Genomic DNA, 14011 nt, shown 5'->3' on the forward strand with positions numbered 1-14011 from the left:
GAGAGGGGGCCGTCAACAAAAGGGAAACGGACTCCATTCTGACGTTCCTTGACCGGCTACTTGACGTCAGGTTGGGGGGTGTATCCCACCCTGACGTCAGGCGTGAAGCTTGACGGCCGACTTCCGGCGGCGCATGCACTGGGGGTTCGAACCAGCCACTGAGTCCGGTTCAGGTGAGACCTTATCCACACTCAGAATGGGGACTTGGACAGACACAAAGGTTACCGAGTTTTCCCTTATTTGAAGAGTCTAATGGTCTGTCGCGATGAGCGTGTGTGAGGCCAGTGGCAGTCGGTGAATGGGTTTGGTCGTGTTAGTCAATGGATGACCAGTGCCGCCGCAAAACGTCGAGATGATTTCCGCGGCAATCGACACGGCGGTCTCCTCCGGCGTCCTGGCGCCCAGGTCTAGGCCGATCGGGGATCGAAGTTTGGCCAGTTCTTCCTCCGAAAAGCCGGTTTCGCGCAGTTGGGCTATTCGCATGTCGTGAGTCCGGCGACTGCCCATGGCGCCGATGTAGCCCGCTTGGGTGCGCAGCGCCCGTTCCAGGAGCGGGCCATCGAATTTGGGGTCATGGGTCAGGACGCAGAGGACCGTGCGCTCGTCGACGTCGGTCTTCGACAAGTATTGGTGCGGCCAGGCGACAACGATCTCGTCGGCCTCCGGGAACCGGGCCTTGGTGGCGAAGAGGGGCCGGGCGTCGCAGACCGTCACGTGGTAGCCGAGGAACTTTCCGATGCGGGCGACGGCGGCGGCAAAGTCGATGGCCCCGAACACGATCATGCGCGGCGGCGGTGCCATCGACTCGACGAAGACCGACACTTCATCGGACCGGCGTTCTCCTTCGCTTCCCACGTGCAGGACGCCGCTGGTTCCGTGCTCCAGCATTCCGAGGGCTCCGCTGGCCACCGCTTCTGTCAAGCCCTCGGGGCCGAGCGAGCCGCGCGTCCCGGACGGCTCGACCACAAGGCGGTGTCCAAGCGAATCCGAACCGACGATGATGGTGGCAATCGCCACTGGGCGCCTGGCGGCAACGGCTTCCATGACCTTGCCCAAGTCGGGGAAGGCCGTCGAATCCGCCACCTGGACCAGGAGCTCGAGGATTCCGCCGCACGTCAGGCCGGCAGCAAAGGCGTTGTCATCCGAAACGCCGTACCGGACGAGCTGCGGAACCCCCGTCTCCAGGACCTCCCGGGCCACTTCATACACTGCGCCTTCGACGCACCCGCCGGAGACACTGCCGATCACCTCTCCGATTTCGGCCACCGCCATGGATGCCCCCGCAGGGCGCGGTGACGAGTTCCAGGTGCGTACCACCGTGGCTACCGCGAAGCGCCTGCCGTCGCGGTGCCATGATGCGATGTCCTCAAGGATGTCGCGCATGAATCAGTTCCTCCCGTGTGGTCCGGTGTGTCTTCCAGGCGCCGTCGCCGCTTCTTAGGCGAGCGACCCGGCGCGGCGGCCGAAGACGGCGCCGGAGGTCAGTCCGGAACCGCCCGGGTAGTTGCCGCTGAACAGCCCTCCGAGCATTTCGCCGCAAACGTAGAGGCCGGGGATGCCGGACCCGTCGTCCTTGAGCACCCGGCCGTGATCGTCGGCGCGGAGGCCGCCGAACGTGAAGGTGATACCGCACGTTACCGGGAATGCGTAGAAGGGTGCTTCCTTGATTTCCACGGCCCAGTTGCTCTTGGGCGGTTCCACGGCGGAGGAGCGCCCGTCCTTGGTGCTGGCGTCGAACGGCCGTGCGGCGTCGATGTTGGCGTTGAAGGTCTGCACCGTCTTGAGGAAGGCATCGGCGTTGACGCCAATGGAGGCTGCGAGTTCCTCGAGCGAATCGGCCACGTGCACGCTGGCGCCGTCGGAGTCGTATTCTTCGCTGCGCAGCATGGGCCTGGTGGTTGCGTCGTAGATCTGGAAGGCCCGTCCTTCCGGCTGCTTCAGGATCTCGGCACCGTACTTGGCGTAGGTGTAATTGCGGTAGTCGCTGCCTTCGTCAATGAACCGCTCGCCGTTGATGTTGACCACGATGCCCAGGAAGTAGCCTCCGCGGGTCAGCTGGTTCGTGAGGACGCGGCTGCCGTTCTCCGGTGCGTTCGCATCCCAAGCCACGCTGTGGCAGGTGGTCCAGTCACCGTAAGGTGCGGCACCGGCGTCGAGCGCTGCCCGAAGCATGTCACCGGTGTTGAGCGGGTTGCCGCGGACCTTGGCGCGTTCCCAACCCTCGCCCAGGTACTTCCGCCGCATGGTAGCGTCAGCTTCGAAGCCGCCGGCGGAGAGGATGACCGAATCAGCCCGGAGTTCGGCCTGCTTTCCGGCAGCGTCCCGGTAAACGACGCCGACGATGGCACCGTCCTCAACGAGGAGCGACTCGCCCGCCGCCTCGTAACGGACCTCGACGCCGAGGCGCGCGGCTGCGTCTGCGTGCTGTTCGATCAGTCCGACACCGCCGCCGACGGATCCCACCGCAAGGCCACCCCAGAACCGGTGCCTGCCCGCTGCGTCCGGGTAGGCCTGGCGTTCGTACATCAAGCGGAAGCGCAAGCCGTGGCCGTGGAGCCAGCGTAGGGTGTCGGCGCTGTTGTCCACCAGGACGTCGGTCAGGGTCTGGTCGTTGCTGCCGTTGGTCACCCGCTTCATGTCGAGTTGGAAGTCCGACGCCGTGTAGCTGGGAAGGTCGGTGGCGGCGTGCCGGGGGTCCGGCTCGATCAGGTCGCCCAGGCTGCCCAGTCCGTCGTGCGTGATCCGGAAGGCACCGGCCGTGTAGTAGCTGTTGCCGCCGCGGGCGGAATGGGGCGACTTCTCCAGCAGGACGACACGGCGGCCGCGCTCGGCGGCAGCGATGGCCGCGCTGAAACCAGCGTTGCCTCCACCCACAACTACGACGTCTGTTCGATCTTCTTGACGGGACATGTGGATCTCCTTTTCGACCCTCGTGGATTCACTTGAATATTTCTGTATACATTCGGGGGCAGTCGTCGGCCATTGGCCTGGGACGCTGGTGGGCTGCCGGGTGGCCGGCTGCTGCTTAGGTGGCCTGTGGCTCAGGGAGTCAGGACCAGCCGCGCCCTCGTGGATTTGGACGCGAGTGCCTCCACGGCCCTCCGCCAGTCATCCAGCCCGAATGTTTCGCTTCGCGGCGGGGTCAGGAGCCCCTTGGAATAGAGTCCGAAAATGCTGTCGAAGCACTCCCGCATGAGTTCCGGCGCGCGTTTCCGGTAGTCGCTGATCTGGAGGCCGGATACCTCGATGTTCTTCAGCATCGGGTAGTTCATCTTGAGCGTGGGGATCCGTCCGGCGGCGAACCCCACAATAACCAGGCGGCCCCTCCAGGCCACGGCCCGGACGGCGCCGTCGAACGCATCACCGCCGATTGCGTCGATCACCACGTCGACGCCGCGCCCGTCGGTCAACTCCATGACGCGGTCCCGCAGCGTGTCGCGCAGGTTGGGTCCGGACTGCAGGACGTAGTCGTCCGCCCCGAAGTTTGCCACTTGCTGGAACCGGGAGGGGTCGGAGATTCCGGCCAGGACCGTGCCCGCGCCGAGCGCCTTGGCAAGCTGCACCGCCGCTCCGCCTACGGCCCCGCTGGCCCCGAGCACCAGGACGGATTCGCCGGGTGCGAGCCGGCCCCTTTCCACCAGGCCCATCCAAGCGGTATCAAACGACAGGGACATCGCGGCGGCGTCCACGAAGCCGAGATCCTCTGGAAGCAGATAGGCCTGGTCCCCGCGAACGACGCACTTCTCCGCGTAGCCGCCGTACTCCGCCATGCCGAGGACCCGGTCGCCGACCTTGAGGTGTTCGATCCCCGGTCCCACGGCGCTGACATAGCCTGCAGGGCCCTTGCCGGGCGTGTAGGGCAGGGCCGGGCGGAACTGGTAGGCGCCCCGCATGGTCACGAGGTCCACGAAGTTGACCGGCACCGCCTCAACGTCGATCACGACCTCACCGGCGCCGGGAACCGGCGCATCGCCATCGACGACGCCGGCAGTGGCCAGGTTGCCGAACTCGCGGATGCGGACCGCCCGCATGCCCGCGCTCATCGGACGGCCGCCGTGAAGCGGATGGGCGTCGGGGTGATTTCGCCGGAATCCACCTGCGCCACCAGGCTCCGCTTATCCAGCTTTCCGGAGGGCAGGAGGGGGATGGAATCCACAACCTGCAGGAATTCGGGCATGTCGTACTTGGACAACCCTTCCTTGTCCAGGAACGCCAGCAGGTCCTCGGGATCGGGATCGGACAGCCCGGCACGCGTCACCACCAGGCAGACCCGTTCGCCGAGCCGGCTGTCCCGGACGGGGATGGCGGCGGCTTTGCCCACGGCCTCGAACCGCGAGGCGAGATTCTCGATTTTCGCGGGGAAGATGTTGTGGCCGCCGCGGATGATGACGTCCTTCTTGCGCCCGGTGATCCGGATGTACCCGGCATCGTCCACCCAGCCAAGATCGCCGGTCAGGAACCAGCTGTCATGGGTAAAGGACGTCTCCGTTGCGGTTTGGTCATCGAAGTAGCCGAGCATGACGCTGGGTCCGCGCCCGACGATCTGCCCTACGGTGCCCGCCGGGACTTCAACGGACGGATTCTCCCGGTCCACGATCCTGGCCTCGTGGCCTCCGAACGGCCGCCCCGACGTGCCGACTATCAGCTCGGCACCGTCGTCGGGAAGCGTGTAGTGGTGGGAGCCTGCTTCAGTCATGCCGTAGCCGCTCTGGGGTACCACGCCCGCGGCGATCAAGCGCTCCGCTACATCGGTGGGAATCGCGGCGCCGGAAATCCGGAAGCCCTTCAGCTCGGGCAACGATTCGATGTCGCCGCGCTCGAGTTCGGCCAGCAGGTCGATCGCATGGGTGGGTACGCCGAAGACGAACGTGGCACCCGTTGATGCGATGCGGTGGGCCACGCTTTCCCCCCGGCGGAGGTCGTGGGCCACCAGCGTTCCTCCACCGGTCAGGGCCAGGAGCATCGCGCCGAATCCGAGGTTGTGGCTGAGCGGCGAGAGGGAGTAGATGACCATGTCCGCAGCGAGGTCCCAGTCCTTCGCCAGTGCCCGGACCGGTGCCAGGAGCGTATTGCTCGAGTGCATCACTCCCTTGGGCAGGCCGGTGGTTCCTGAAGTGAACGCCAGGTACACGATCGAATCGGGGTCTGGATGGGGGGCAGTGCGTGCCGGCCTGGGCGGGCACGTGGGGAACAAATCCGTGTCCGGCCCGGCGGTCCCCAGCCGGATGTGGGTCCGGACCGACTCCACCTCGTCCAGCCGGGTGAAGATGTCCGCGCGGTCGCTGTCCGCCCCGTAGCCGTGCTGCCCGATGAAGGCCTTCGCCCGGATCCGTTCCGTGAGGGCAAGGACGTCTCCTACGGTGTGGTCGCGGTGGAGCGCCGGGCAGGCGATGTAGCCGTTGCGGGAGCAGGCGAGCAGGGCGACAGCGACCTCGGCCCTGCTCGGCAACCAGATGGCTACCCGGTCCCCGCTTGTTAGCCCGGCGTCGGCGAGGTGGCCGGCGAGGCGATCCACGGCGTCGAGCATTGAGCGGTAGGTGATGTTCCGGGACCGTTCCATGACGGCGGTCTCGTCCGGGTAGAGGGTGGCCGCTTTCCGGGCGAGTCCGTAAATCGTCTCGTCCTGCCAGTGGCCTTCTGCGTAGTACCTGTGCGCTTGTGGCAGGTCCAGGCGGGTCAGCATTCGATTTGTCATAGTGGTAGTCGTCTCCTCCGAGGGCGCTGTGGCGGCGTCAGCTCTTGTCGCGGCCGAACAGGCCCGGGACGCCGCGTCCCACCGAGCGCGTCAGCGCACCGACCACGAGCCCGATGCCGCCGATCGCCTCGGCGGGCTTCGCGCCGGACCCGGCTGCCGCCGTCGCAAGTGACGGATCCGAGTCCGCGGCGATGCGGGCCTCGAGGTTGCGGGCGAATTCCTCCGCGATGCGCTGGGCCACGTCCTTCATGACGCCGCGGCCGAACTGTGCGATCTTGCCGCTCACCCGCAGGTCCGAAACGATCGCCACGCGGGTGGAGTTGTCCGGCGCCGGGTGCACCTGGGCTGTCACGGTGGCGTCAGTGGCCCCGCGTCCCCGCTTGTCCTTGGCCTTCCCGGTGATGGCCAGGATCATCTGGTCATGGTTGCGTTCCGTGATCTCGGCCAGGCCCTCGAGGGTCAGGGAGAGGGGGCCTACCTTGACGGTGACGTGGCCCTTGTACTCGTCGTCTGAGATCTTTTCGTCGATCTCGGCACCCGGAATGCATTCCACGACTTCCTCGGTGCGCTGTAGGTAGTTCCACACCTTCCCCTGAGGGGCGGCCACGGTGAACTCTGTGTCGATTTGCATAACGCTCCTAGATGGTCGTATACAGCTGCATACATGAGCATACTTTTGGTATTACAGGCTGTCCAGAGTGATCTGGATCTCATCAGCGTCGCGTGAGCGCTGCAGTGCCAAAGCCAGCGCAATCCGCGCTTGCCAAGGGGGCATTCCGGGAGTGGTCACCCGGCGCGCTGCCTTCATGGCAGGGGACAAGGACACCCGCCCGGACGGGACGCGCGTGCTTTGGCACACCACCACGCCCTCGGCCGCCGCCGCATCCAAGGCGTCGCTCTCCGCCGGAGTCGGGCGGCCGGCGCCAGTGCCGGCACTGACGATGCCCTGGGCTCCCGCGGCCACCGCGGCCTTGATCAAGGCACCGTCGGCGCCAACATACGAGAGCACAACGTCAACCCGCGGCATGCCGGCTATGTCCCCCACATCGAAGGCCGGGACGCCGTTGGTGCTGTGGATGTGGCTAAGCCGGACCTCCCCGTCGGCGTCGACGTGGCCAAGCGGCCCAAGGCCCGGGGCCGCGAACGCGTTAACCCGGAAGGTGGCCGTCTTGGTCGCATCGCGTGCCGCGAAGACGGTGTCGTTGAGCATCACCAGGACTCCGTGGCCGCGGGCGTTCGGCGAGGCGGCAAGGCGCACCGCTTGGAAAAGGTTGATGGCACCGTCGCTGCCCAGCCCGTTGGCCGGCCGCATCGCCCCCACGAACACCACCGGGATCGGCGTGCTGACGGTCAGGCTCAAGAGGAAGGCCGTCTCCTCGAGGGTGTTCGTCCCGTGCGTGATGACGATCCCGTCATAGCTGCCGCCCGTGGCAAGCTCCTGGACGGTGCTCGCGAGCAGCGACCAGTCATCAAGGGACAGCGCGTAGCTGGGATAGCGTGCAAAAGGCACCTGCACGACGTCGGCGACGGTACCGAGCTCGGGCAGGGCCGCAAGCAGTTCGCCGTCGGGAAGCCGGTTTTTCGTTTCGGTGTACCACGCCAGATCCAGCCGGGAAGCGCCGACGGCGTCGATCGTGCCGCCCGTGGAAATAAGGGCGACGCGCGGAAGGCCGCTCATCGCTGTGCGCTCCGGCCGCGCTCCACAATCACCCCGGGCGGGGCCCACCACACCCCCGGGTGCGAGGCCAACTGCGCCACGAGTTCCCGGATGGCACGCGCCCTGAAGGGCTCCCCGCTGATCCAAGGGTGCAAGTGCAGGCACAGCGTGCGGGGGGAGCGGTTACTGTCCTCGGCCAGGACATCGACGGCGTCGAGCACCGCGCGCACGTAGGCGGCAGGGCCGACGCCCCGCACGAACATCGACGCCGCGTCGCTGAGCTCCCAGGACACCGGAAGGCTCCACAGTCCGCCCGCGCCCGTCGCCTGTCCGTCCGCGCCCGTCACCGCATAGGGCTGTTCGTCGTTGGCCCAATCGGCCATGTAACCGACGCCGTGCCTGGCCAGGATGGCGGGAGTCCGGAAGGACTGGGACCCTTGTGGGCTCATCCACCCCTGGGGGCGGGTGCCCAAGGCGCATTCCAACCGCTCCAAGGTCTGTGCGATGTAGTGCTCCTCCTCCGGTTCGGACATCCGGCTGGTGATGGCACGGCTGCCACTCAGGCCACCGGCAAGGATTTCGGAAGCCTCCTCCTGCAGCAGGGACAAGACCCGGGGGTAGTGCTCCGCAGTGAGGACATCCACCGCCGCGGCCCACGGTACGCCGGCTTTCCGCAGGATCCCCGCGAGGCGGAACAGTCCGGCCCTGTGTCCGAATTCGCGGTGGGACATGCGCGGGTAGTCGGGGTAGGGTGCTTGGCCCCGGCCCCCGGGTACCTCGACGGCGGGCAGCGCGTCTTCCCATTCGGCCGCCCGGACGTCAATGATGACGGAGAGGGCGAGGCCGGCCTGGCCGAAGGGCTTCACGGGCCGCTGGGGGAGCGGTGTGTAGGGGAACCAATGATGGTCGTATCCCGCTGCAGCAGGCGAGGACCGGCGCACGACGTTCATTTCGGAGCCGCTCATGCGCACACCGCCTGCGTCGCCCGCTTCAGGTCCTGCTGGTAGGCCGTCCGGTAGTAATGCTCGGCGATCTCCGAGCCGGTGGCGAACCAGACGTCGTCGCGGGCGCGCATGTGGGCAAAGACCCGGTCCAGGTGGCGGGCCCGGTGCGGCTGCCCGATGGTAAAGGGGTGGAGCGAGAGGCACATCATGCGTCCGGTGTTTTCCTGGTGGTCGTAGAGCTCGTCGAATTGGGCAATGAGGTACTCCGCGTACCCAGGACCTTCCACGCACGAGCGCATGAGCAGGGGTGCGTCGTTCAAGGCATACGTGTACGGCAGGGCCACCAGCGGCTGGCCGGAACGCGTGATGAGCGGGGCGGGGCGTTCGTCGTGCACCCAGTCCGCGTGGAACGTCATGCCAAGTTCGGCCATCAGGTCCGGCGTCCACGCATTGCCGGTGATGTTCGGCCCGAGCATCCCGGAGAAATTGCGGCTCGTGTGCCTTCGCAGCACCGAGTTGCACTCCTCCAGGAAGGCCCTTTCTGCAGGTTCGTCCAGGCCGGTCAGGTACCGGGTGTTGTAGAGCCCGTGGCTCATGTGGTCCCAACCGCGTTCGGCCATGGCTTGGCCGATCTCCGGATAGTGGTCAAGCACTGCCACGTTGAGGGACGTGGTGCACGGGATCCCGTGGTGGTCCAGGACTTCCAGCATCCGCCAAAAGCCCACCCGGTTGCCGTAATCGTGGTAGCTGTACTTCCGCACGTCCGGGTGGGGCGTGCGCGGATAGGGGTCCACGGCCTGGTCCGGCGGAAGGTACTCGTAATGCTCGATGTTGGGCACAACCCATACAGCGAGCCGAGCACCGCCCGGCCACAGTGGAGCCGGGCGGTCGACTATCGCGTCGTAAGGCAAGCGGTCGTGGATCGGAGCGAACGGCCGCTCATGGTCCCAGGTCAAGGCTGATCCTCCTTCTGTTCAGGACGCGGCACAGCCGGCGGTGCAGTTTCGGTTGCGGCTGCACGTGCGGACGGCCTCATTGATCGCCTCGTAGGAACCGCAGCGGCACAGGTGTCCCTGCAGCCCCTCCTCGACTTCCTGCCAGCTGAGCTCGCCCTCCGTCTGGTCAAGCAGTGCTTGGGCGCTGGCGAGGAATCCCGGTGTGCAGAAGGAACACTGGAAGGCCTGGGACTCGATGAACTGCTTTTGCAGGTCACTGAGTTCTTCCCCGTTGGCCGCGCCTTCCACTGTCTGGACGTTTCGTCCGTCCAAGGCATAGAGCGGCAGGATGCAGCTGCTCACAGGCTCGCCGTCAAGCAGTACCGTGCAGGTGCCGCAGACCCCGAGGCCGCAGGTTTCCCGCACTCCGTATAGGCCGCGGGCGCGCAGGGCCGAGACGGTAGACCCGGCTGGGTCGCCTTGCAGCGTGGCCTCTCCGCCATTGATCCGGCACGTGACCGTGATTTCGTCGTTCATTTCATTCATCATGCCTCCATGGCGTCGATCACTCGTTCCGGTGTGATGGGGAGCCGGCGCACGCGGTGACCGGTTGCGTTCGCGACGGCGTTGCCGATTGCCGCGATGACCGGCGGAAGCACGGTCTCGCCGAGACCATGCACGGTGGCCTCGCCGTCGTCCTCCAACAGTGCGATCTCCAGCTTGCGCGGCATGTCGCCCATGGTCGTAATCGCGTAATCGGAGAGGTTCGGGTTGGTCACGAAGCCGTCCTCGAAAATCAGCTCCTCGTACAGGGCGTGGCCGATGCCGAAGACGATGCTGCCGTGCATCTGCAGCCTCGCGAGCTTCGGGTTGATCACCCTGCCGGCATGCGCGGCGGCGTAGATGTGCTCAAGGTAGATCTTTCCGGTGCCAAGATCCACCTCCAGCTCGACGGCGGCGCTTCCCTGGTGCCAGTGGTCGCTGGCCAGGCCCTGACCCGTCTCGGGGTCAAGACCGCCGGAGGTGAGCACCTCACCCTCGCCCTGGATGCTGCCGGTCCGGGTCTCGTGGAAGACCTCTTGGATGCTCAGGCTGGTTTCCGGCACGTCGATCACTTCGACGCGTCCATTGCGAAGCCGCAGCTTGTCCCCGGTGAAGCCAAGAATCGGGGCGGCGCGTGCAATGAGCTTGTCGCGGACCTCGTGGGCGGCCTTCGTCACGGCCCCGCCCATCGCCCGGGTAGTGCGGCTGGAACTGGTGGTCTGGTCGTACGGGGTGTATGCGGTGTCCGGGGTGGCCACGTTGACGCGGTTGACGTCCACTTCCAGCGCCTGGGCGGCGAACTGGGCCAGCACCGTGTGGGCTCCTTGGCCCATTTCGATGGCGGAGGTGAGCACCTGGACGGATCCATCGGCGTCGAGCCGAACCGAGGCATGGGTTGTGGAAGGCGTGATGGTCGACTTCAGGATGACCGCGATGCCCTTGGCACGGACCCGGTCGGGAGAAACGACCTCGCGAACGCCCTCTTTCCAGGAAATGGCTTCCGCCGCCATGTCGAGGAGTTCAGCGTAGCTTGCCTCGGTCATGACCTCACCCGTGGCGAATTCGTCGCCGGGACGGAGCAGGTTCCTGTGCCGCAACTCAACCGGATCCATGCCCAGGGCCGCGGCGATCTGGTCCATCTGGCTTTCGTATCCCCACGCGGCCTGGGAGACGCCGTAGCCGCGGTAGGCACCTGCCGGCACCTGGTTCGTGTACAGCGCGTATGAGTCGATACGCACGTTGGGGATGCGGTAGGGGCCCACGGTGCTGTAGCCGCCGTTCTTGATGAGCCGGGGGCTGATGTCGGCATAGGCTCCGCCGTTGAAGTAGACAACGACGTCGCGGCCGATGATGCTTCCGTCGTTCATCACGGCCGAGCGCATGTGGATCTGTGCTGCGTGCTTGGTGGTGGTGGCGGAGAACTCCTCCTCCCGGGAGAGGACGAGCTTCACCGGCCGGCGGCATTTCCAGGCCAGGGCGGCGGTGATCGGCTCCACCTTCGCGTAGGTCTTGCCTCCGTACCCGCCTCCGATGGGCGGTACGGTCACCCGGACCTTGGAGCTCGGAAGCCGGAACATCTCGCAGAGCGTGTCGCGGACGGCGAAGGGCGCCTGGCTGCTGGTGAGGACGTCCAGCTTCCCGTGGGCGAACGTCGCCAACACCACGTGCGGCTCCATCGTGACGTGGTCGACGGCGGGGCTGTAGTAGACGTCCTCGACGATCACGTCCGCTTCGGCGAAGGCCTTGCCCACATCTCCGCGACGCACTTGGAACTTCGTGCAGACGTTTCCACCGCGCCCCAGGAGTTTGATGTCCGAATAGCTGCGTTCATTCGGACGCGGGGGAGTGTCGTGCACGAGCACTGCGTCGGCGGCGAGTGCGTCGTCTATTGAGGCCACGACGGGGAGCTCGTCGTATTCCACATCAATGAGTGCAATGGCTGCCTGTGCGAGCTCCGCGGTCTCGGCGACGACGGCGGCAACCGGGTCCCCGACAAAGCGGACTTTGCGGCCGCAGACAACGGGTTGATCGTTGATGACCGGCCCGAAATGGCGGAGGGGGGCTCCGGGTGCGTCGAAGTCTGCCGCCGTGAGCACGGCAACGACCCCGTCCAGTGCCTCCGCGGCCGAAACGTCGATGGAGAGGATTTCGGCGTGCGGCACCGTGCTCCGCAGGATGGCCGCGTGGACCATTCCGGGTACTTCGGCGTTGAGGGCGAAGTTGATGCTTCCGTCCACGCGGTCACGGGCTTCATACATGTTGATCGGGGTACCGATACTGGAACCAGGCGCAACCCGGACAGCCCCCGCTTCATTGATCGCAGCGTGATTGGTCACAGCTTCGTCGCTCCGTTCACATAGTTGTCGTTCATCTCGCGCAGCGCCCGCTCGACCAGGACTCGGGTGACGCGCCTGCGGTAGGCCGCCGAGCCCCGCACGTCGTCGATCGGATCGATGCCTTCCGCATAGGAGCGCGCAATGAACTCCCACAGCTCCTTGCCGGGTTCAGCTCCTTCGCACTCCTTGAGGACGGCCTGGATGCTGAAGGGCGTTGCCGTGGCACCGGCGATCTGGACGTTGACGCGGCGGCACCGGCCTGCATCGTCGGTCGACAGCGAGGCGGCGACGCCGACGCACGGCCGGTCCTCGGAGGAACGGCTGACGTACTTGAGGTAGTTGGTCCGGGTGCCGGCCACCGGCGTGGGGATGATGACCTCCACTGCAAGTTCGTTGTGCTCGAGGCTTGTCTCGTAGTAGTCCACCAGCAGCTCGGGCAAGGCGATCAGCCGTTCACCCTCCGGGCCCTCGACGCGCACCTGGCAGCCGAGGGTTGTCAGGATGGAGGGTGGGTCGGATGCGTAGTCCGCCTCGCAAACATTGCCGGCGATCGTCGCCCGGTTGCGTACACGATGGTTGGCCACCATGCCCAGCGCCTGGGTGAGGGTCGGCAGCAGCGCCTGCAACTCGGCCGAGCGCTCCATCGTCCTGAGGGTCGTGAGCGCGCCGATGCGGATCTCGGCTTCGTCGGCCTTGATGTAGTCCAGGCCCTCGATGCGATCGAGTGCGATGAGCCCGCTGGGGAACACCAAGCCGTTGCGGAGCATGAGCATGAGGGCCGTGCCGCCGGAGATGATTTTCGCGTCTTCGTCCGAGGCGTCAAGCAGTGCCAACGCCTCGGTGACGCTCGTCGGTCTCAGGACCTGCATGCCGGTTCCCTTTCGTCTGAGTTTGGGTGTTTCGCCATTTGGTCAGCGCGCCAGGATGTCGGTGGGGTTCTTGAGGGCGTCCTTGGCGAAGATGCCGTACTTGACGCAGGCGTCGTACCAGGCCTGCAGCGAAGCGTTGCTCGGCATCCCTGCGGGCCAGTTGCCCATGGCGATTTCCTTGGCCACCGTGGCGTCCATCTTGAGGAACGTGGGCATATAGGCACGGACCTCGTCAGTGTGCTGGACGGCGTAGGCCCGGGACTTTTCCAGCGCGCGCTGGAATGCGGCCACCCTGTCGGGCTTCTCGGCGATCACCTTCTCGCTCGTGAACCATGAAGACATGAAGACGTCGGGCAGGACCTCGCGGTAGGGCGCCGAGAGGATGCGCGCCCCGCCTTTGACGGCCTGGCTCAGGAAGGGCTCGGCGACATGGGCGAAGTCGATTCGTCCGCTGGCGAGCGCCGCAGGCATGTCCGGGAAGCCGACTTCGACGAATTTGACGCTTCCGACGTCGACGCCCGCTTTCTCGAGTGCGACCCGGTCGGCGACTTCCACCATGTTCTTCAGGCCGTTGACGGCGACTGTGCTGCCGTTCAGCTCGGCGAGGGATTTGGCGGTGCTTTTCGGTCCGGCAACGATGGCTTCATCCGGCGGCGTGGGGTTGGTCCCGGCACTGCTGGCCGCGGCCACGATCTTGATGGGCAAGCCACGGGCGCGCGCCGTCAGCAGGGACACGTTGTTCGAAAAGGCGAAGTCGTACTGGCCGCTGACTACTGCAGGCACGAGTGCGGCGCCGCCTTGGGCGCTGGCGAGCTTGACGTTGAGCCCTTCTTCCTTGAAGAAGCCCTTTTCGACGCCCAAGGCGAGGACCGTGTTCGTAACGATCGGCAGCGTTCCCACAGTAATGTCGGCGAGGGCACCGCTCCCTTTGCTTCCGCCGTCGGAGGCAGCCGGGCCGCCGCAACCGGCGAGGAACAGGGAGGCCGCCCCCAGCGCGGCCGTGAGCGCAAGTCGTTTTTTCATCTGTGTAGC

General features: G+C 66.2%; 12 protein-coding genes. All 12 read right to left on the bottom strand.

Annotated elements, in window-relative coordinates; genetic code table 11:
- Nucleotides 1-249: 249 nt before the first annotated feature.
- The 12 genes from ACFTSA_RS16100 to ACFTSA_RS16155 all read right to left on the bottom strand — a co-directional run bounded on the left by ACFTSA_RS16100 (nt 250) and on the right by ACFTSA_RS16155 (nt 14002).
- Complete coding sequence (locus ACFTSA_RS16100) at nt 250-1383, bottom strand: XdhC family protein (RefSeq protein WP_377952542.1); 1134 nt, start codon at nt 1381-1383, stop codon at nt 250-252.
- Between the two features lie 54 nt (nt 1384-1437).
- A complete protein-coding gene (gene tcuA / locus ACFTSA_RS16105) occupies nt 1438-2910 on the bottom strand; it encodes an FAD-dependent tricarballylate dehydrogenase TcuA (protein WP_377952543.1) in 1473 nt (490 codons plus the stop codon).
- A 131-nt stretch (nt 2911-3041) separates the two neighbouring features.
- On the bottom strand, nt 3042-4043 hold the full coding sequence (locus ACFTSA_RS16110) for an NADPH:quinone oxidoreductase family protein (RefSeq protein WP_377952544.1): 1002 nt from the start codon (nt 4041-4043) through the stop codon (nt 3042-3044).
- On the bottom strand, nt 4040-5695 hold the full coding sequence (locus ACFTSA_RS16115) for a class I adenylate-forming enzyme family protein (protein WP_377952546.1): 1656 nt from the start codon (nt 5693-5695) through the stop codon (nt 4040-4042). Before ACFTSA_RS16115 ends, ACFTSA_RS16110 begins: the two co-directional genes overlap by 4 nt.
- A 37-nt stretch (nt 5696-5732) precedes the next feature.
- Nucleotides 5733-6326 (bottom strand): SRPBCC family protein, encoded by a 594-nt coding sequence (locus ACFTSA_RS16120; protein ID WP_377952548.1) that lies wholly within the window; start codon nt 6324-6326, stop codon nt 5733-5735.
- A 51-nt stretch (nt 6327-6377) separates the two neighbouring features.
- The gene (locus ACFTSA_RS16125) at nt 6378-7373 is read right to left on the bottom strand and encodes an asparaginase (RefSeq protein ID WP_377952549.1); all 996 of its coding nucleotides are present in this window, start codon (nt 7371-7373) and stop codon (nt 6378-6380) included.
- Nucleotides 7370-8317 carry a hypothetical protein gene (locus ACFTSA_RS16130; protein WP_377952551.1) on the bottom strand — a complete coding sequence of 316 codons (948 nt, stop codon included), beginning with the start codon at nt 8315-8317 and terminating at the stop codon, nt 7370-7372. Before ACFTSA_RS16130 ends, ACFTSA_RS16125 begins: the two co-directional genes overlap by 4 nt.
- Nucleotides 8314-9252, bottom strand: a complete 939-nt coding sequence (locus tag ACFTSA_RS16135) for a polysaccharide deacetylase family protein (RefSeq protein ID WP_377952552.1) — start codon at nt 9250-9252, stop codon at nt 8314-8316. Before ACFTSA_RS16135 ends, ACFTSA_RS16130 begins: the two co-directional genes overlap by 4 nt.
- An 18-nt stretch (nt 9253-9270) precedes the next feature.
- Nucleotides 9271-9780: a (2Fe-2S)-binding protein gene (locus tag ACFTSA_RS16140; RefSeq protein WP_377952554.1), complete on the bottom strand. Its 510-nt coding sequence runs from the start codon at nt 9778-9780 to the stop codon at nt 9271-9273.
- Nucleotides 9777-12110: a xanthine dehydrogenase family protein molybdopterin-binding subunit gene (locus ACFTSA_RS16145; RefSeq protein WP_377952556.1), complete on the bottom strand. Its 2334-nt coding sequence runs from the start codon at nt 12108-12110 to the stop codon at nt 9777-9779. Before ACFTSA_RS16145 ends, ACFTSA_RS16140 begins: the two co-directional genes overlap by 4 nt.
- On the bottom strand, nt 12107-12979 hold the full coding sequence (locus ACFTSA_RS16150; protein WP_377952558.1) for an FAD binding domain-containing protein: 873 nt from the start codon (nt 12977-12979) through the stop codon (nt 12107-12109). The genes ACFTSA_RS16145 and ACFTSA_RS16150 overlap by 4 nt, the downstream gene beginning before the upstream one ends.
- Nucleotides 12980-13021: 42 nt before the next feature.
- Nucleotides 13022-14002: an ABC transporter substrate-binding protein gene (locus ACFTSA_RS16155; RefSeq protein ID WP_377952559.1), complete on the bottom strand. Its 981-nt coding sequence runs from the start codon at nt 14000-14002 to the stop codon at nt 13022-13024.
- Between the last annotated feature and the right edge of the window lie 9 nt (nt 14003-14011).

Origin of the sequence: Arthrobacter sp. NPDC057013 (assembly GCF_042674585.1) — a bacterium.
Taxonomy (GTDB): domain Bacteria; phylum Actinomycetota; class Actinomycetes; order Actinomycetales; family Micrococcaceae; genus Arthrobacter.